Genomic DNA, 18,246 nt, shown 5'->3' on the forward strand with positions numbered 1-18,246 from the left:
GCTGCTGGTGCCCGGCGCCTCGTCTGCCGCCGCGGTCAGCTGAGCGCCCTGCGAACGGCCAGAGCCGCCATCGGCAGCAGCAAGCAGGCGCCGACCACGTTCAGCCAGCTGTAGCTCGCCTGCGCGACGATCAGTCCGGCCGCCGCGCCGCCGATGCCCGCCGAGGTGTTCATGGTCAGGTCGGACAGGCCCTGCACGGCGGCGCGGGCGGGCTGCGGCACCGAATCGGTGAGCAGCGTGGAGCCGGAGACCAGGCCCGCGGACCAGCCGAGGCCGAGAACGAAGAGCCCGGCGGCAGTCTGGCCATGGCTCGCCCCCGCCGTGCCGGCGAGCAGCGCGGCCAAGGAGAGCAGCCCGGCCGCCAGACCGATCACGGCGAGCCTGCCGATACGGTCCGCCAGCCAGCCCATGACCGGGGAGAAGGCGTACATGCCCGCGATATGGGCGCTGATCACCAGGCCGATCAGCTCGATGCCCGCGCCGTGGTGGCTGAGCGCCACTGGAGTCATCGACATGATCGACACCATCGCGGTGTGCGAGGCGGCGACGGTGACCAGCGCGAGCCGTGCCATCGGCGACTCGCGGACCGCCCGCATCCCCGCCCGCAGGGAACGCCCCTCGGGGGAGCGGTCGGCCGGGGACAGCGCCCGCGCCGTCAGCAGCGGATCGGGGCGCAGCAGGACGAGCACCAGAGCCGCCGAGACGAGGAACACCCCGGCCGCCCAGACGAAGGGTCCTGCGGCCGCCGGTATGCCGAGCCCCGAGACGCTGCGGCCCGCGGGCGCGGCGATGTTGGGGCCGAGCACCGCGCCGATCGTGGTCGCCCAGACGACATTGGAGATGGCCCGGGCCCGCCGCTCGGGCTCGGCCAGGTCGGCGGCGGCGAAGCGCGCCTGAAGATTCGCCGACGAACCGGCGCCGAAGGCGGCCATGCCGAGCAGCAGCAGCGGAAAGTTGTCGACGACGGCGGCCAGCACGACCACGCCCGCGCCCAACGCGCCCAGCAGATACGCCAGTACGAGCCCGGGCCGCCGCCCGCGGGCCGTCATCAGCGCGGCCAGCGGCATGGACAGCACCGCGGTCCCGGCCACGGTCGCGGTCGGCGCGAGACCGGACAGCGCCTCGGTGCCGCTCACCTGCTGTGCCAGGACGGTGGCCAGCGCGATGCCGGTCGCGACGCCGAGCCCGCCCAGTATCTGGCTGGCTATGAGCACGGCGGTGATACGCCGTCGCAGCGCGGGCAGCTCGTCCGCCGTCACCGGTGCGGGCGAGGCGGCCTTGTCGAGCGCCGTCACCGCGTACGTCCGGGCTGGGGAGCTTGAGCGAAGACGTCCGGTGCTTCGGATATGTCGGGTGCGTCAGGGCTGGTGGTCACTGGCGCAGTGTGCCAGCCCGTACGCACGTGCGAAACCGTGTTCCCCGCCGTCCGACTCGGCCGCCGGCGGGCGAGGCGCGCGGTGCCCGCCGACTCAGAACAGCGGCTCGGGCAGTACGCCCTCCAGAGCCAGCAGCCTCCGCTTGGTCTCCAGGCCGCCCCCGAAGCCGCCGAGCCCCCCGCCCGTCTCCACCACTCGGTGGCACGGCACCACGACCGGCAGTGGATTGGACCCCATCGCCGCGCCCGCCGCCTGCGCCGCGCCCGGCTCGCCCACCCGGGCCGCCAGGTCGCCGTACCCGACGACCGCGCCGTACGGCACGCTCTTGGCCAGCTCCCGAAGCACCTGCCGGTTGAAGCCGCCGGACAGCGACCAGTCCAGCGGCAGATCGAACTCCCGCAGCCCGCCCGCGAAATACGCCTCCAGCTGACGTATCGGCTCGGCCAGCAGGCCCGTCGCGTCCTCGACCGGCTCGGCGGCCAGCCGCCCCGCCAGCCGCGCGAGCGCTCTGTCCCGTACCGCCGGGTCCGCATGGAAGACCACGCTCACCAGACCCTCCTCGGTCGCGGCGAGCAGCAGCGGTCCGATGTCCGTGTCCACGACGGTCCACTCGAAGCTCTTCATGGCGACCACCGTACGACCGGCCACTGACAACGCCGGTTCGGTCCAGCGCGTCCCGCGTTTCACCGTCAGAACCTGAACGGATCCACCCAGAACGCACCAGTGACTGTTTTCGTGTCGACAAATCTCTGTTCAAATGTTTGCTAACCATCGCGGGAGCCCTACTCTCGCCCCCGGACCGGACGTTCCGTCAGGGATCGCGGGGATCACAAGGAGCGAAGGGCGTAACCGGATGCAGGGGACTGTCGACGGATTCAGCTATGGCCTCGTCACGCCCGTGGCGGCCTACCTCATGGCATGCCTCGGCGGTGCCCTCGGCCTGCGCTGCACCACCAGATCCGTCCGCAACCGGCGCTCCTTCAAGCCGGGCTGGCTCGCCCTGGGCGCCACCGCGATCGGCTCGGGCATCTGGACCATGCACTTCGTCGCGATGATGGGCTTCACCGTCGCCGAGGCCCCCATCAGCTACGACGGAACGACGACATTCGCCAGCCTCGCCGTCGCGATCGTCATGGTGGGCATCGGGATCTTCATCGTGGGCTACCGTGGCGCGACCCCGATGGCGCTGGTCACCGGCGGCACGATCACCGGCCTCGGGGTGGCCACCATGCACTACCTCGGCATGGCGGGTATGCGCCTGGACGGGCAGCTCGAGTACGACACCCTGACCGTCGCCCTCTCCGTCGTGATCGCCGTCGTCGCCGCCACCTCCGCCCTCTGGGCGGCCGTGTCGGTCCATGGCTTCGCGGCGAGCCTCGGCGCCAGCCTCGTGATGGGCATCGCCGTGAGCGGCATGCATTACACGGGGATGGCGGCGGTCAGTGTCCACCTGCACACTGCGGCCGGCTCCGCGGGCGGCGGCGACGAGCCCGCCACGCTGCTCGCGCCCATGCTCGTCGGCCCGGTCGTCTTCCTGCTCCTCGCCGGAGTGGTGGTGATGTTCGACCCGCTGCTGGTGATGGGCGAGCCGGACTGGCGGCCCCTCGACGCGGCCGCCATGCGCCCAGGAGTGCCCGCCCAGCGCACCAGAACGGCGAACGGGCAGCCCACGGTGTGGGCCGCCGACCGTTCCCCGCGCCGGGAGCCCCAGCGCTCCCGCCAGGGCTCCCGCGACCGATGGTCCCGGTGACCCGCTGAGCGTCTGATCCACTCCCGGCTGTCAGTGGTGGGTCGTACGGTGGTTCCATGCGGCCCGTTTCCCAGATCGAACGCACGGTGGCGCCCTTCGAGGTCGTCAGTTCCTACCAGCCCAGCGGTGACCAGCCGACGGCCATCGACGACCTTGAGCGGCGTATCCGCGCAGGTGAGAAGGATGTCGTCCTGCTCGGCGCGACCGGCACCGGAAAGTCGGCGACCACCGCCTGGATGATCGAGAGGCTTCAGCGCCCCACTCTGGTGATGGCGCCGAACAAGACGCTTGCCGCCCAGCTGGCGAACGAGTTCCGCGAGCTCCTGCCGAACAACGCGGTGGAGTACTTCGTCTCGTACTACGACTACTACCAGCCCGAGGCGTACGTCCCGCAGTCGGACACCTACATCGAGAAGGACTCCTCGATCAACGAGGAGGTCGAGCGCCTGCGGCACTCCGCGACGAACTCCCTGCTCACCCGGCGCGACGTGATCGTGGTCGCCTCTGTCTCCTGCATCTATGGCCTGGGCACCCCGCAGGAGTACGTCGACCGGATGGTGTCCCTCAAGGTCGGCGACGAGATCGACCGCGACCAGCTGCTGCGCCGCTTCGTCGACATCCAGTACACGCGCAACGACGTGGCGTTCGCGCGCGGCACCTTCCGGGTCCGCGGCGACACCATCGAGATCTTCCCGGTCTACGAGGAGCTCGCCGTCCGCATCGAGATGTTCGGCGACGAGATCGAGGCGCTGTCCACCCTCCACCCGCTCACCGGCGAGATCATCAGCGAGGACCAGTCGCTGTACGTCTTCCCGGCCAGCCACTATGTGGCGGGCCCGGAGCGCATGGAGAAGGCCGTCAACGGCATCGAGAAGGAGCTCGAGGAGCGCCTCGCCGAGCTGGACAAGCAGGGCAAGCTGCTGGAGTCCCAGCGACTGAGGATGCGCACCACGTACGACATCGAGATGCTGCGCCAGATCGGCTCCTGCTCCGGAGTCGAGAACTACTCGATGCACTTCGACGACCGCGAGCCCGGCACCGCGCCCAACACCCTCATCGACTACTTCCCCGAGGACTTCCTGCTGGTCATCGACGAGTCGCATGTGACCGTGCCCCAGATCGGCGCGATGTACGAGGGCGACGCCTCCCGCAAGCGCACACTCGTCGACCACGGCTTCCGGCTGCCCTCCGCGCTCGACAACCGCCCGCTGAAGTGGGAGGAGTTCCAGCAGCGGATCGGCCAGACCGTCTATCTCTCGGCCACACCCGGCAAGTACGAACTCTCGCGCGGCGACGGTTTCGTGGAGCAGATCATCCGCCCCACTGGCCTGATCGACCCGGAGGTGGTCGTCAAGCCCACCGAGGGCCAGATCGACGACCTGGTCCACGAGATCCGCGAGCGCACCGAGAAGGACGAGCGCGTCCTGGTGACCACCCTCACCAAGAAGATGTCCGAGGACCTCACCGACTACTTCCTCGAACTGGGCATCCAGGTCAGATATCTGCACAGCGACGTCGACACCCTGCGCCGCGTCGAGCTGCTGCGCGAACTGCGCTCCGGTGAGTACGACGTCCTGGTCGGCATCAACCTGCTGCGTGAGGGCCTCGACCTCCCCGAGGTCTCCCTGGTGGCGATCCTCGACGCCGACAAGCAGGGTTTCCTGCGCTCAGGCACCTCGCTGATCCAGACCATCGGCCGCGCGGCGCGAAATGTCTCCGGCCAGGTCCATATGTACGCGGACACCATCACCCCGGCGATGGCGCAGGCGATCGACGAGACCAACCGCCGCCGGGAGAAGCAGGTCGCGTACAACACCGAGCGCGGCATCGACCCGCAGCCGCTCCGTAAGAAGATCAACGACATCGTCGCGACCATCGCGCGCGAGGAGATCGACACCGAGGAGCTGCTCGGCACCGGCTATCGGCAGGTGAAGGCCGAGAAGCCCGGCAAGGGCGCCAAGGCTCCCGTCCCGGCGCTCGGCAAGAGCGCGGGCAGGAAGGGCGAGGTGCTCACCGACCGCCCCGCTGCCGAACTGGCCGGGATCATCGAGGAGATGACCGACCGGATGCGGGCGGCGGCCGCCGACCTGCAGTTCGAGATCGCCGCCCGGCTGCGCGACGAGGTGGGCGAGCTGAAGAAGGAGCTGCGCCAGATGAAGGAGGCGGGCCTTGTCTGACCTCCGCACCCGGTGTGTGTTTCAAGAGCGACACAAAAACGAGCCAATTGTGATGCGCCCATGGCGCCCTTGCGTAGGGTGCTCAACAACCGCACATATGGGCGGCAGCTATTCGGGAGAAGGGGACAGCGCGTGACGGTCAACATGACCAAGGGTCAGGCCATCAGCCTGCAGAAGAGCGACGGGGGCACCCTCACCGCGGTGCGGATGGGACTCGGCTGGCAGGCGGCGCCGCGCCGCGGTCTGTTCGGCTCGCGCACGCGCGAGATCGACCTGGACGCGTCGGCGGTGCTGTTCGCCGACAAGCAGCCGGTGGACGTGGTCTTCTTCCGCCACCTCGTCAGCGACGACGGTTCGGTCAAGCACACCGGCGACAACCTGGTCGGCGGCGCGGGCTCGGGCGGCGACGACGAGGCGATTCTCGTCGACCTGCAGCGGGTGCCGGTCCACATCGACCAGATCGTCTTCACGGTGAACTCCTTCACCGGCCAGACGTTCCAGGAGGTGCAGAACGCCTTCTGCCGCATCGTCGACGAGACCAACGGCCAGGAGCTCGCCCGCTACACGCTCGACGGCGGCGGCCAGTACACCGCGCAGATCATGGCGAAGGTGCACCGGGCCGGCAGCGGCTGGCAGATGACGGCTCTCGGCAACCCGGCCAACGGCCGTACCTTCCAGGACCTGATGCCGTCGATCCTGCCGCACCTGTAGGCACGGCTCGTACGGAAGACGTACCGAAGGCGCGTACGGAAGACTCGCAGCTCCCGGAGGCAACAGGCCGCCGGGAGCTGCACACTTACCACCACCACCGCACAGCACTGAGGGGACAGAGCGATGACGGCCGAGCTGGTCCGGGGGCAGAACCACCCCTTGCCCGACACCCGCCTGGAGATCCGGGTGTCGGCCGGCCACCCAGTCGTCGCCTGCGCCACCTGCTCGGACGCGCAGGGGACCGTACGCGACGAATGGATAGCGCACCCCGGCGCGCCCACCGTGCCCGGGGTCGAGGTGCCCCGAAGTGCCACCGAGGCACCCCGGTTCACGGTCGACCTGGCCGCGGTGCCCGAGGCGGTGCACCAGGTCAATGTGCTGCTCGCGCTCCCCGAAGGGGCAGGCGGCCCGGCCCACTTCGGCGCCACCGCGGCCCCCTTCCTCGCCGTCACCGGCCGGGACGACGCCGAGCTGGCCAGCTTCACCATCACCGGTCTGGACATCGAGACCGCACTCGTCGCCGTCGAGTTGTACCGGCGCCAGGGCGCCTGGAAGGTCCGCGCGGTGGGCCAGGGATACGCCGGCGGGCTCGCCCAGCTGCTGGCCGACCAGGGGCTGGCCAAGGCCCTTGAGACGGCCGCGGACATCCAGGGGGCGGCGGGCGCACAGCGCGCGCCCCGGGCCGAACCGGCGCAGTTGCGGACGAGCACCGCCGACGGCGCGTATCTCAGGCCCGACCTGCCGCGGCCCGACCAGACGCCCGCGCCCGGTCCCGACGCCACGCTCCCCGACGGCCTCACGGCCCCCGGCCGGCAGCCGTCCTCCACGGGCCCCCAGCAGACGCCCACGCCCGATGCCCCGCAGACACCGGGAGGGCCCATCAACTACGCGCACCCGCGCCGCCAGTCGGTCGCGCCCCCGCCGCCGCCCCCGGCTGCCGCTCCCGCCCGGCCCGGGCAGCCCGCCGCGCCCGTCGCGGGGGATGCCACCGGCTGGTCCATGGAGGAGCGGCTCTACAACCAGATCTGGGGCATGTTCGAGGACATGGCCCGCAGCGTCGCCGCGTATCGCAGCGCCGTCGACTTCGCCGAGAGCCGGATGGACCAGGAGCTCGACCAGGTGCTGTCCGAACCGCGCAGCCGTATCGGCGGCGCCGGGGACGCGGCCCGTGAGGCGGCCCGCGCCAAGTGCGAGCAGCTGACCGACCAGGCCCGCCAGGCCCTCGACCGCGACCTGGCCCAGCTCAGCGCCGAGTCCGATGTCGTCGAGCCGGCGCTGCCGCCCGCCTTCGCCCGCTGGGACAACCCCGCCTGGCACGCGTACCGCGTCCCGATGGAGGTTCCGATGGCGCTGCGCCTCGGCGATCTCCGGCTGCCCGAGAGCCCGGAGTTGTGCATTCCGCTCCTGGTGCGGCTGCCGCTGGAGCGCGGGCTGTGGGTGGACAGCGGACGCACCGGTTCCGAGGCCGCGATGTCGCTGGACGAGGGGCAACTGCGCAGGCTCGCCATGGACAGCGCGGTCGCGCACGCGGCCCGGCTGCTCGCGGTCTATCCGCCCGGCGACTTCACGGTCCATGTCATCGACCCGGCGGGCGCGGCGACCGCCTCGCTCGCCCCGCTGGTCGACACGGGGGTTCTCGCCGGGCCGCCGGCGGCCGGCGCCCAGGGTGTGAGTGCCACGCTCGCCACGCTCACCCAGCGGGTGGACCTGGTGACCATGGCGGTCCGCGGCGGCGCGGCCGACGCGCTCCCGCCCGACCTGGACACGGCGGAGCAGCTGCTGATCGTCAACGACTTCCCGCACGGCTTCGACGACCGGGCGGTCACCCAGCTCCGCTATCTCGCCGACGAGGGCCCGGCCGTCGGCGTCCATCTGCTGATGGTCGCGGACCGCGAGGACGCGAGCGCGTACGGCCCGGTCCTCGACCCGCTCTGGCGCTCCCTGCTGCGCATCACTCCCGTCCCGGACGACCACCTGGCCGATCCGTGGGTCCGGCACGCCTGGACCTATGAACCGCTGACGGTCCCGCCGGGCAGCGACGTGTTGCGTCAGGTGCTGGGCAAGGTGTCCGCCGCCCGCCGCGACTGGGGTCGCTGACCTGCGCACTTTAAGCCCGCTTTACCGAGCGCTTTACCTTCCCTTGGGTATTCCTGTACTCTCCTTTGGGCGGAGGGGAGTACTCCCGGATGCGGCGTTCCCGTCAGTACGGACCGGTATCGGTCCCGGGGCGCCGGCCCGCGGCGGGAGAGACCGCCCGGGCGGAGGAGACCTCCGGCAGCGACGACGCTGATCAGTAGCCGTACGACGCCGGAGGCGCAGTGGACGTTTCAATGAACCTGTGGGTGCTGACCATTCTTGGTCTGAGCGCCCTGATCGCAATCGACTTCTTCATCGGGCGCAAGCCGCATGACGTGTCGATCAAGGAAGCCGGGATCTGGACCGTCGTCTGGATCGTCCTGGCCGCCCTCTTCGGCCTGGGCCTGCTGGTGTTCGGCGAGAGCCAGGCGTCCGGCGAGTTCTTCGCGGGCTTCATCACCGAGAAATCGCTCAGCGTCGACAACCTCTTCGTCTTCGTCCTGATCATGGCGAAGTTCTCGGTGCCCTCCCACCTCCAGCAGCGGGTACTGCTCGTCGGTGTCCTGATCGCCCTCGTCCTGCGCGCCATCTTCATCGCCGCGGGCGCAGCGATCATCGCCAGCTTCGCGTGGGTCTTCTACATCTTCGGCGCGTTCCTGATCTATACGGCCTGGAAGCTCATCCAGGAGGCGCGCTCGGACGACGACGAGGAGGAGTTCGAGGAGAACCGCCTCCTGAAGTCCATCGAGAACCGCTTCGGTGTGGCCGACAAGTACCACGGCACCAAGCTCTTCATCCGCAACAACGGCAAGCGGGTGCTGACCCCGCTGATGGTGGTCATGCTCGCCATCGGCACTACCGATGTGCTGTTCGCGCTGGACTCCATACCCGCGATCTTCGGACTGACGCAGGACCCGTACATCGTCTTCACGGCGAATGCCTTCGCGCTGATGGGTCTGCGCCAGCTGTACTTCCTCATCGGCGGACTGCTCCGGAAGCTGGTTCACCTCAGCTACGGCCTGTCGGTGATCCTCGGCTTCATCGGGGTCAAGCTGGTGCTCCATGCCCTGCACGAGGGCGGGGTGCATGTCCCCGAGATCTCGATTCCGTTCTCGCTGGCGGTCATCTGCGGCGTGCTGATCGTCACCACGATCACGAGCCTGATCGCCTCCAAGAGGCAGGCGGCACGGGACGCGGCGGGCTCGGCCCAGGAGGCCGAGGCGGAGCAGAAGGACAGCGTCGAGGCCTGACGCCTCTCGCCCGGTGGCTCTCGCCCGGCGGTGCGGACGGTCAACGCCGTTCCGCACCCGCCGGGTTCGCCGGTCCTCAGTACGTGACGGTGATCCGGCGGGCAGGACCGTCCACGCGGACCGACCCGCCGTAAGGGATGACGAGCTGCGGGTGCGTGTGCCCGAGGTCCACGTCGAAAACGGCCATCGTCCGCGGGGCGTACGCGGCCAGCGCCCGCAGTACCGCCTCGCGCTGCCCGGAGGCGTAACGCGCCGCCGAGGCAGGGTCGTTCGGCTGCGCGAACGACCAGGTCTTGGGACGGCCCATCAGCAGCGCGGGGAACTGCCGCAGCAGGCCGCGCTCGCCCGTGTTCCGCAGAATAAGGTCCGTACGAGCTCGGACTCCAGCGGCTGGAGAAGGACTTCGGGCTCATGCCGGTGGAGTTCCCGGCGACCCGGAAGATGGGGTCGACACAACAGGGGACGACCAGATCACCGTCGTCATCACGCTCGCGCCGTGGTAGCCGACGATCCCGGTGTTCCACAGCCAGGCCAGCAGCTTGGTGTTGTCGCTGAAGCCGAAGAAGGGCTGGGTTTGTCGCGGATCAACTCCCGGTCCAGCAGCGGCAGCAAAGGGGCAGCAGCCCGGGCAGGCCGCTGGACGGCGAGATCACGGCGATGCGGTCGCCGGGACGGGGTTTCGGGGGACAGATGGGCTCCGTCATGATCGGGAGGGTAATCGGGCGGAGACGCCCCAGGACATCGGTTTACGGACCGCGACCGACGAGGATCACGTGAGACCCAGAAGTACACGGCCCGAGCGGTCGCCCGCGCCCGCGCTCCGGCTCGACCGGGCCGCGGAGCCGCCGCGGGCCGCCGTACTGCTGCTGCACGGCGGCCGGGCCGACGGCCTGGAGCCGCCCCCGGTATTGAATCCGCCCGGGGCCCGGATGCGCCCCTTCGCCCGGGCCATCGCGCGTGCCACTGACGGCCACGACGTCGTGCTCGGACAGGTCCGCTACCGCCACCGCGGCTGGAACGGAGCCCGCGCCGACGCCGGGCATGACGCACTGCGCGCCCTGGACGAACTGGCTTTCCTGACCGGCCCCGTGCCCGTCGTCCTCGTCGGCCACTCGATGGGAGGGCGGGCAGCCCTGCATGCCGCGGGCCACCCCCTCGTGGAGGCCGTCGTCGGCCTCGCTCCGTGGTGCCCCGAGGGAGAACCGGTGGAGCACCTGGCCGGGAAACGCGTCGTCCTGGTGCACGGTGACCGCGACCGCGTGACGAACCCGCGCGACTCCTGGCAACTCGCGGACAGGGCGCGCGCCGCCGGAGCCGAGTCCTGCGCACTGCGGATGCCCGGCGGCGACCACGCCATGCTCCGCGGAGCCCGCACCTGGCACACGCTCGCCGCGCGTCTGGTCACCGGGCTGCTGCGCCTCGGCCCACTGCCGCCGACGGTCGCGGACAGCTTCGCCACCCCGTAGAGGGGTGTCCAGCTACCAGCCGCGCTCGCGCCACTGAGGCAGCTGCGGCCGCTCGTCGCCCAGTGTCGTGTCCTTGCCGTGGCCCGGGTAGACCCAGGTCTCGTCCGGCAGCCGGTCGAAGAGCTTGGTCTGGACGTCGTTGATCAGACTGGCGAAGGCCTCGGGGTCCTGGTGGGTGTTACCGACGCCACCGGGGAAGAGACAGTCGCCGGTGAACAGGTGCGGGGGACCGTGCGGGTCGTCGTAGATCAGGGCGATGGAGCCCGGGGTGTGGCCGACGAGACGGCGGGCCGTCAGCTCGACGCGGCCGACCGTGATCGTGTCCCCGTCCTCGACCGGTACGTCGGTCGGGACGGGGATGCCCTCCGCGTCGTACCGTCCGGCATAGGTGCGGGCGCCGGTCGCCTCGACGACCTGGGCCAGCGCCTGCCAGTGGTCGGCGTGGCGGTGGGTGGTGACGACGGACGCGATGGAGTCGTCGCCGATCAGATGGAGCAGGGTCTCGGGCTCGTTGGCCGCGTCGATCAGCAGCTGCTCGCCGGTGGTCCGGCAGCGCAGCAGATAGCTGTTGTTGTCCATCGGGCCGACCGCGACCTTGGAGATCATCAGGTCCGTCAACTCGTGCACGTCAGCCCGGCCGCCGACCTTCACCACTCCGCTGTACGTCATGGAATCAGCCTATAGCGGGGGCAGCTTCGGCAGCAGGGCTCCGGCTGTGTCCAGGCCCGTCCCGTCGCGCCGTCCGGCGAGCCAGCCGAGCAGGGCGGCGGCGGGGCCGGTGACCGTGACGGGAGCACCTTCCGTTCCGCCCGTGTGCCACTCGCCGGCGTCCTTGGCGCCCGGTTCCCTGTCGCTCGCGACGATCCGGGTCGGCGGGACGTCCGGGCGGCCGGAGAAGCGCTCGCTGAGGAAGGAGATCTCCCGGTCGGTGAAGTCCTCGGGCAGATCCTCCAGCTCGTAGCCGATGCCCAGATCGACATGGTGCAGCTCGACCTCGACGAGACGACGGAAGGGGACGCGGGCCGCGGCGTCGGTGATGCCGTTGCGCAGCTCGACGGTCCGGCTCCAGTCGGCGGGGACCGCACCGGCGGCCTGGAAGGCGGCGGCGGTGTCGCGTACGTCCGCGAGCTGTGCGGCGGGCGGGCGGGGCGCGTCGCGCTCGATGTCCGCCTCACGCGCCTCGCCGCTGACATACATCGGGCGGCCTTCGAGAACATTTACGAGCGCTTCGGCGTTACGGGACAGGTGAGCCAGTACATGGCCGCGGCTCCAGCCCGGGAGCCGGGACGGTCCGGCTACGGCCGCGGCGTCGAGACCGGCGGCCGCGGTGAGGAGCCGATCGGTGGCTTCGCGTACAGATGCCAGGTCGCGCAAGGGATCGATCATGGGGCCGACGATAGCCCGGCCACTCGATCGGGTGAAGGTGTCGGAGCATGGCCGTAAATCGAATGCGCGTGCTATAGGCTCGGTGGAGGCATCCTGGTTGGTGCAGTCATTTCACAGCTTGGAATCCAAACGTTCCGGCGGCCCCCATAGTCTGGCGACGGGGGGCTGTGCCCCCGCTTCTCTCAAGAAAGGTGCGGACCGGCGTGGCCGACCGTCTCATCGTCCGTGGCGCTCGCGAGCACAATCTCAAGAACGTCTCGCTCGACCTCCCGCGTGACTCACTCATCGTCTTCACCGGGCTCTCGGGGTCGGGCAAGTCGTCTCTCGCGTTCGACACGATCTTCGCCGAGGGGCAGCGCCGGTACGTCGAATCGCTCTCCTCGTACGCCCGGCAGTTCCTCGGTCAGATGGACAAGCCGGACGTCGACTTCATCGAGGGCCTCTCCCCAGCCGTCTCGATCGACCAGAAGTCGACCTCGCGCAACCCGCGCTCGACGGTCGGCACCATCACCGAGGTCTACGACTACCTCCGCCTCCTCTTCGCCCGTATCGGCAAGCCCCACTGCCCCGAGTGCGGCCGTCCCATCTCGCGCCAGTCGCCGCAGGCCATCGTCGACAGGGTGCTGGAGCTGCCCGAGGGCAGCCGCTTCCAGGTCCTCTCTCCCCTCGTGCGCGAGCGCAAGGGGGAGTTCGTCGACCTGTTCGCCGACCTCCAGACCAAGGGGTACAGCCGGGCGCGGGTCGACGGACAGACGATCCAGCTCGCCGAGCCTCCGACCCTGAAGAAGCAGGAGAAGCACACCATCGAGGTGGTCGTCGACCGCCTCACCGTCAAGGAAGGCGCCAAGCGCCGGCTCACCGACTCGGTCGAGACCGCGCTCGGGCTCTCCGGCGGCATGATCGTGCTCGACTTCGTCGACCTCCCGGAGGACGACCCCGAGCGCGAGCGGATGTACTCCGAGCATCTGTACTGCCCTTACGACGACCTGTCCTTCGAGGAGCTGGAGCCCCGCTCCTTCTCCTTCAACTCGCCCTTCGGCGCCTGCCCCGACTGCACCGGCATCGGCACGCGCATGGAGGTGGACCCCGAGCTGATCGTCCCGGACGAGGAGAAGTCCCTCGACGAGGGCGCGATCCACCCCTGGTCCCACGGGCACACCAAGGAGTACTTCGGGCGGCTGATCGGCGGGCTCGCCCAGGCGCTCGGCTTCTCCACCGACATGCCCTGGGCCGGGCTGCCGCAGCGCGCCAAGAAGGCCCTGCTGTTCGGCCACAAGACCCAGGTCGAGGTCCGCTACCGCAACCGTTACGGCCGGGAGCGGGCGTACACCACGCCCGCGTTCGAGGGTGCCGTGCAGTTCGTGAAGCGGCGGCACACCGAGGCCGAGAGCGACTCCAGCAGGGAGCGCTTCGAGGGCTATATGCGCGAAGTGCCCTGCCCGACCTGTGAGGGCACCCGGCTCAAGCCCATCGTCCTCGCGGTCACCGTGATGGAGAAGTCCATCGCCGAGGTCTCCGCCATGTCCATCAGCGAATGCGCCGACTTCCTCGGCCGGCTGACGCTGAACGCCCGGGACAAGAAGATCGCCGAACGGGTCCTCAAGGAGGTCAACGAACGACTGAGGTTCCTGGTCGACGTCGGCCTCGACTACCTCTCGCTGAACCGCGCGGCCGGCACGCTCTCCGGCGGCGAGGCCCAGCGCATCCGGCTCGCCACCCAGATCGGCTCCGGCCTGGTCGGCGTGCTGTACGTCCTGGACGAGCCGTCGATCGGACTGCACCAGCGCGACAACCACCGGCTCATCGAGACCCTTGTACGGCTCCGCGACATGGGCAACACCCTCATCGTCGTCGAGCACGACGAGGACACCATCAAGGTGGCCGACTGGATCGTCGACATCGGCCCCGGCGCCGGTGAGCACGGCGGCAAGGTCGTGCACTCCGGCTCGCTGAAGGACCTGCTGGCCAACAAGGCCTCGATCACCGGTCAGTACCTCGCCAAGAAGCGGTCCATCCCGACGCCCGACATCCGCAGGCCCATGGATCCGGGACGGCTGCTCACCGTCCACGGTGCCCGGGAGAACAACCTGCGCGACATCGACGTCTCCTTCCCGCTCGGCGTGTTCACGGCGGTCACCGGAGTCTCCGGCTCTGGCAAGTCGACGCTGGTCAACGACATCCTCTACACCCACCTCGCCCGCGAGCTGAACGGCGCGAAGTCGGTGCCGGGCCGCCACACCCGGGTCGACGGCGACGACCTCGTCGACAAGGTGGTGCATGTCGACCAGTCGCCCATCGGCCGTACGCCGCGCTCCAACCCGGCGACGTACACCGGTGTCTTCGACCATGTCCGCAAGCTCTTCGCGGAGACGATGGAGGCCAAGGTCCGGGGCTACCTCCCCGGCCGCTTCTCCTTCAACGTCAAGGGCGGCCGCTGTGAGAACTGCTCGGGCGACGGCACCATCAAGATCGAGATGAACTTCCTTCCCGACGTGTACGTCCCGTGCGAGGTCTGCCACGGAGCGCGCTACAACCGGGAGACCCTGGAGGTCCACTACAAGGGCAAGTCCATCGCCGAGGTGCTGGACATGCCGATCGAGGAGGCGCTGGACTTCTTCGAGGCCGTCCCCACGATCTCGCGCCATCTGAGGACGCTCAACGAGGTGGGCCTCGGCTATGTCCGCCTCGGTCAGTCGGCGCCGACGCTCTCCGGCGGTGAGGCACAGCGCGTCAAGCTGGCGAGCGAGCTGCAGAAGCGCTCCACCGGGCGCACGGTCTACGTCCTGGACGAGCCGACGACCGGTCTGCACTTCGAGGACATCAGCAAGCTGATCAAGGTGCTGTCCAACCTGGTCGACAAGGGCAACACGGTCATCGTCATCGAGCACAACCTGGACGTCATCAAGACTGCGGACTGGGTTGTCGACATGGGCCCCGAGGGCGGCAGCGGCGGTGGCCTGGTCATCGCCGAGGGCAGCCCGGAGCAGGTCGCGGGAGTGTCGACCAGCCACACGGGCAAGTTCCTGCGGGACGTCCTGGACGTGGAGCGGATCAGCGACGCGGTCGTGCCGGCGGCGCGCAGGGCGCCGAAGACGGCGGCGAAGAAGGCTGCTGCGGCGAAGAACGCGGTCGCGGTGAAGAAGAACGCGGTGGCGGCGAAGTCGGCGCCGGTAAAGAAGACGGCGACGGCGCGGACGGCGAGGGCGCGCAAGGCCTGACCGCGGGGGCGGGCGGTCGCCTGCGGCGGGCCTGTTCCCCTACCCGCCCTCCCCCAGACTCCGTCCGGGGGACCCCCAACCTCCTTGCGCCTCAAACGCCGGACGGGCTGATTTTCCGCCGGTCGGCCTGAAAACTCAGGCCCGACCGGCGGAAATTCAGCCCGTCCGGCGTTTGAGGACATGCGGCCGAAGGCCGCATACGGGGGTCTGGGGGCTTGGCCCCCGGTTCGGGAAGGGGCGGGGTGGGGGCTAGAACAGCTCCCACGCGTACGGCGGCTCCGCTCCCGTGCGGGAGCAGGTCACCGCTGACGCCCGGGCCGCGAAGTGCAGGACCTCGCGCCAGCCGTCCGCGTCCAGTGCCGCCATCGCGTCCGCGGAGAGGGCGTCCCGGGCCGCGAGGCCGTGCAGTAGCGCGGCGTTCACCGTGTCGCCCGCGCCGATGGTGTCCGCGACCGCCACCGGCACGGCCGGAACCGAGACCTCCAGGCCGGACCTCGTCCGGACCGTCAGACCCTCCGAGCCCGCCGTCAGCACCACTGCCCCGGGCCCCTGCGGCACCCCGCCCAGCCACTCGGCGTCGTCCTCCGACAGCTTCAGCAGCGACACGGACGGCAGCCACCCGGCGAACCGCGCCCGGTACGCATCCGCATCCGGAATCAGACCGGCCCTGATGTTGGGGTCGAGCAGGGTGAAGACCCCGCGCCCCGCCTCCCGCCGCAGCAGCGCCTCGTACGCACTCGCGCCCGGCTCAAGCACCAGCGAGCAGGCACCGAACGCCACGGCCCGCACCGAATCGGGCAGGTGCGGCGGCAGCTCGAAGAGCCGGTCGGCGCTGCCCTGCGTATAGAAGCCGTAGTGGGCGGAGCCGTCCGCGCCTATCGTCGCGACGGCCAGCGTCGTCGGCTCGGGGCCGCGCTGTACGAGGGAGGTGCTGACCCCCGCCGCATGCAGCCCGTCCAGCAGCGCATCGCCGAAGCCGTCCGTCGAGACCCGCGAGCAGAAGCCGACCGGTGCGCCCAGGCGCCCGAGCGCGACAGCCGTGTTGTACGGCCCTCCGCCGAGCCGCGGCAGCAGCGCGGGCAGGGGTGCGCCGTCCCCCTGCGGGACCAGATCGATCAAGGACTCTCCGGCGACGACGATCACGGGCCGAACGTAACCCATCGCCTCCCGGGGTGACAGGGAGCCCACCGGCAGGACCGCCGATCTCCGTCGGTATCGTCGGGTCTGTCACCGACGCCCCGATCGACCGATGCCTGTGGAGTTTCCATGTCCGGCCAGTCCGCCGCCCGCCGTACCGTGCTGAAAGGCGCCGCCCTCGCCGGCGCAGCCGGGCTGGGGGTCGCGGCCTGCTCCACCGAGTCGAAGCTCGGGCACGCCGAGAATCCCACGCCGACCGCACCCGTCGAGCTCGGCGCGGCGGATGCCGTCCCGGTCGGCGGTGCCAAGCTCTACCGCGAGCAGCGGCTCGTCGTCAGCTGCCCGGCCAAGGGCCAGTACAAGGCCTTCAGCGCGCAGTGCACGCACGCGGGCTGCGTCCTGGACAAGGTGGAGGGCACCGAGGGCAACTGTCCCTGCCACGGCAGCCGTTTCGATGTGACGACCGGCAAGGCGGTCCAGGGCCCGGCGACCGTGCCGCTTCCCGAGGTCCCGATCAGGGCCGAGGGCGGCAAGCTCGTCGCCGGTCCTGGCGCTTAGGTTCTGTCCGGCCGATCTTGCCGGGCTCGCGTGCCCTGGCACGCACTCCCCCGTAGCCCTTCGGGCACGGGACGTGCCCCCACGCCGCGTTGCGTCAGTCGCCGACGCTCCGCGTCGGCTCCATCCTCCGCCTTGCAGCTGCACGCACCAGACCCCGCTCACTGATCCGGCCTGATCGACCGGACAGAACCTGAGCGGACTCACTCCCAGTCCCAGTCGATCCCCAGGATTCCGGGCCGTACGCCCTGCTCCACCAGATGCACCGTGCGATGGCGCCCGCTCAGTGTGAGATCCGTCCGGGCCCCGCGCAGCGCACCCGTCGTGGCCTGCGCGAATCTCCGGCACCGCACCGGCAGCGCGCCCTCGTCGAAATGCACCTGCAGCACGTACTGCCCGCCCGCGAAGCCGAAGCCGCGCACATACTCGCTGCTCGGCCCGCCGGTCCCGTCCTCGAAGCCGTAGCCGAAGTAGTACGTCTCACCCGCGCGCAGCCGGGCGTCGAAGAGCAGCTCCGCGACGAGCACCCCGGTCTCGCGGTGCCACCGCACCCGCCCCGTGCGGCAGTTCTCCAGCGCGCTGACCTCCACCCGCGCCGGATCGCAGCCGGGGTCGCCGTGGTGGATGGCCAGATAGCGGTCGATCCCGTCGCGGTGGGCGCGTACGACATGCGCCGAGTCGCGCCCCAGCAGCTCGCGCCCCGACCCGATCCGCACCCGCTCGTGGTGGCCCACCGTGTGCAGCCCGCCGTCGGGGGGTGACTCCAGATCGGCGAGCAGCTGCTCGACGGCGCCGGAGGCCTCCACCAGCGAGCGGTAGGAGCGCGCGGCGGGGCGCTCGACGTCCGTGCGCCCGCCGCCCTCGCCGGCATCGAGCAGCCTGATCAACGAGTTCCCGGGCAGTTCGAGTACGTCCTCCAGGGCGCGTACGGCGCGCAGTGACTCGGGCCGCTGCGGACGCCGCGCGCCCTGCTGCCAGTAACTCAGACTGGTCACCCCGACCTTGATGCCGCGGTGGGCGAGATGGTGCTGGACGCGCTGGAGTGGCAGTCCGCGCACCGCGAGCGCGGCGCGCAGGGCCAGATGGAAGGGGCCGGTGTGCAGCACCTGTGCCAGATCGGCCTCGGTGTGCCCCATGGTTCCTC

At 70.4% G+C, this 18,246-nt stretch carries 14 protein-coding genes and 2 pseudogenes; 8 read left to right on the top strand and 8 right to left on the bottom strand.

Annotated features, from left to right (window positions below):
- Positions 1–35: 35 nt before the first annotated feature.
- Positions 36–1,295, bottom strand: coding sequence for an MFS transporter (locus OOK40_RS07665; protein ID WP_266477549.1), 1,260 nt, complete (start codon positions 1,293–1,295; stop codon positions 36–38).
- Between the two features lie 174 nt (positions 1,296–1,469).
- Positions 1,470–2,000: a methylated-DNA--[protein]-cysteine S-methyltransferase gene (locus tag OOK40_RS07670; RefSeq protein WP_266477550.1), complete on the bottom strand. Its 531-nt coding sequence runs from the start codon at positions 1,998–2,000 to the stop codon at positions 1,470–1,472.
- A gap of 229 nt (positions 2,001–2,229) precedes the next feature.
- On the opposite strand from OOK40_RS07670, the gene OOK40_RS07675 reads away from it, so the two are divergent.
- The 5 genes from OOK40_RS07675 (at position 2,230) to OOK40_RS07695 (ending at position 9,340) form a co-directional block, all read left to right on the top strand.
- Positions 2,230–3,126, top strand: a complete 897-nt coding sequence (locus OOK40_RS07675; RefSeq protein WP_266477551.1) for an MHYT domain-containing protein — start codon at positions 2,230–2,232, stop codon at positions 3,124–3,126.
- A 56-nt stretch (positions 3,127–3,182) separates the two neighbouring features.
- Positions 3,183–5,303 carry an excinuclease ABC subunit UvrB gene (uvrB, locus tag OOK40_RS07680; protein WP_266477552.1) on the top strand — a complete coding sequence of 707 codons (2,121 nt, stop codon included), beginning with the start codon at positions 3,183–3,185 and terminating at the stop codon, positions 5,301–5,303.
- 132 nt (positions 5,304–5,435) lie between these two features.
- The gene (locus OOK40_RS07685) at positions 5,436–6,014 is read left to right on the top strand and encodes a TerD family protein (RefSeq protein ID WP_096629140.1); all 579 of its coding nucleotides are present in this window, start codon (positions 5,436–5,438) and stop codon (positions 6,012–6,014) included.
- A 123-nt stretch (positions 6,015–6,137) separates the two neighbouring features.
- Entirely contained in the window at positions 6,138–8,111 is a 1,974-nt protein-coding gene (locus OOK40_RS07690) for a TerD family protein (protein ID WP_266477557.1), read from the top strand.
- A gap of 221 nt (positions 8,112–8,332) precedes the next feature.
- The gene (locus OOK40_RS07695) at positions 8,333–9,340 is read left to right on the top strand and encodes a TerC/Alx family metal homeostasis membrane protein (RefSeq protein ID WP_266477559.1); all 1,008 of its coding nucleotides are present in this window, start codon (positions 8,333–8,335) and stop codon (positions 9,338–9,340) included.
- A 76-nt stretch (positions 9,341–9,416) separates the two neighbouring features.
- On the opposite strand, the pseudogene OOK40_RS07700 reads toward OOK40_RS07695, so the two are convergent.
- Positions 9,417–9,701, bottom strand: a pseudogene (locus tag OOK40_RS07700) (LD-carboxypeptidase); the annotation flags it as partial.
- Positions 9,702–9,821: 120 nt separating this feature from the next.
- Positions 9,822–10,044, bottom strand: a pseudogene (locus OOK40_RS07705) (LD-carboxypeptidase); the annotation flags it as partial.
- 69 nt (positions 10,045–10,113) lie between these two features.
- Between OOK40_RS07705 and OOK40_RS07710 the strand changes: the two are divergent.
- Positions 10,114–10,806, top strand: coding sequence for an alpha/beta hydrolase (locus tag OOK40_RS07710; protein WP_266477561.1), 693 nt, complete (start codon positions 10,114–10,116; stop codon positions 10,804–10,806).
- A gap of 12 nt (positions 10,807–10,818) precedes the next feature.
- Here OOK40_RS07710 and OOK40_RS07715 read toward each other — a convergent pair whose 3' ends face one another.
- Entirely contained in the window at positions 10,819–11,475 is a 657-nt protein-coding gene (locus OOK40_RS07715; protein ID WP_266477563.1) for an MBL fold metallo-hydrolase, read from the bottom strand.
- Positions 11,476–11,484: 9 nt separating this feature from the next.
- Positions 11,485–12,192 carry a maleylpyruvate isomerase family mycothiol-dependent enzyme gene (locus OOK40_RS07720; RefSeq protein WP_266477565.1) on the bottom strand — a complete coding sequence of 236 codons (708 nt, stop codon included), beginning with the start codon at positions 12,190–12,192 and terminating at the stop codon, positions 11,485–11,487.
- A gap of 203 nt (positions 12,193–12,395) precedes the next feature.
- On the opposite strand from OOK40_RS07720, the gene uvrA reads away from it, so the two are divergent.
- On the top strand, positions 12,396–15,410 hold the full coding sequence (uvrA, locus tag OOK40_RS07725) for an excinuclease ABC subunit UvrA (protein WP_266477567.1): 3,015 nt from the start codon (positions 12,396–12,398) through the stop codon (positions 15,408–15,410).
- Positions 15,411–15,659: 249 nt separating this feature from the next.
- On the opposite strand, the gene OOK40_RS07730 is transcribed toward uvrA, so the two are convergent.
- Positions 15,660–16,553: a carbohydrate kinase gene (locus OOK40_RS07730; protein ID WP_266477569.1), complete on the bottom strand. Its 894-nt coding sequence runs from the start codon at positions 16,551–16,553 to the stop codon at positions 15,660–15,662.
- 123 nt (positions 16,554–16,676) lie between these two features.
- Between OOK40_RS07730 and OOK40_RS07735 the strand changes: the two genes are divergently transcribed.
- Positions 16,677–17,105: a Rieske (2Fe-2S) protein gene (locus OOK40_RS07735; RefSeq protein WP_266477571.1), complete on the top strand. Its 429-nt coding sequence runs from the start codon at positions 16,677–16,679 to the stop codon at positions 17,103–17,105.
- 200 nt (positions 17,106–17,305) lie between these two features.
- Here OOK40_RS07735 and OOK40_RS07740 read toward each other — a convergent pair whose 3' ends face one another.
- Complete coding sequence (locus OOK40_RS07740) at positions 17,306–18,238, bottom strand: hypothetical protein (RefSeq protein WP_266477573.1); 933 nt, start codon at positions 18,236–18,238, stop codon at positions 17,306–17,308.
- Positions 18,239–18,246 lie beyond the last annotated feature (8 nt).

The sequence above is a fragment of the Streptomyces sp. NBC_01481 genome (assembly GCF_026339995.1).
GTDB lineage: Bacteria > Actinomycetota > Actinomycetes > Streptomycetales > Streptomycetaceae > Streptomyces.

Excerpts from the sequence above, each read along its gene's own strand:
- OOK40_RS07670 (WP_266477550.1), bottom strand. The coding sequence starts at position 2,000 with ATGAAGAGCTTCGAGTGGACCGTCGTGGACACGGACATCGGACCGCTG.
- OOK40_RS07675 (WP_266477551.1), top strand. The coding sequence starts at position 2,230 with ATGCAGGGGACTGTCGACGGATTCAGCTATGGCCTCGTCACGCCCGTG.
- uvrB (WP_266477552.1), top strand. The coding sequence starts at position 3,183 with ATGCGGCCCGTTTCCCAGATCGAACGCACGGTGGCGCCCTTCGAGGTC.
- OOK40_RS07690 (WP_266477557.1), top strand. The coding sequence starts at position 6,138 with ATGACGGCCGAGCTGGTCCGGGGGCAGAACCACCCCTTGCCCGACACC.
- OOK40_RS07715 (WP_266477563.1), bottom strand. The coding sequence starts at position 11,475 with ATGACGTACAGCGGAGTGGTGAAGGTCGGCGGCCGGGCTGACGTGCAC.
- OOK40_RS07720 (WP_266477565.1), bottom strand. The coding sequence starts at position 12,192 with ATGATCGATCCCTTGCGCGACCTGGCATCTGTACGCGAAGCCACCGAT.
- OOK40_RS07735 (WP_266477571.1), top strand. The coding sequence starts at position 16,677 with ATGTCCGGCCAGTCCGCCGCCCGCCGTACCGTGCTGAAAGGCGCCGCC.
- OOK40_RS07740 (WP_266477573.1), bottom strand. The coding sequence starts at position 18,238 with ATGGGGCACACCGAGGCCGATCTGGCACAGGTGCTGCACACCGGCCCC.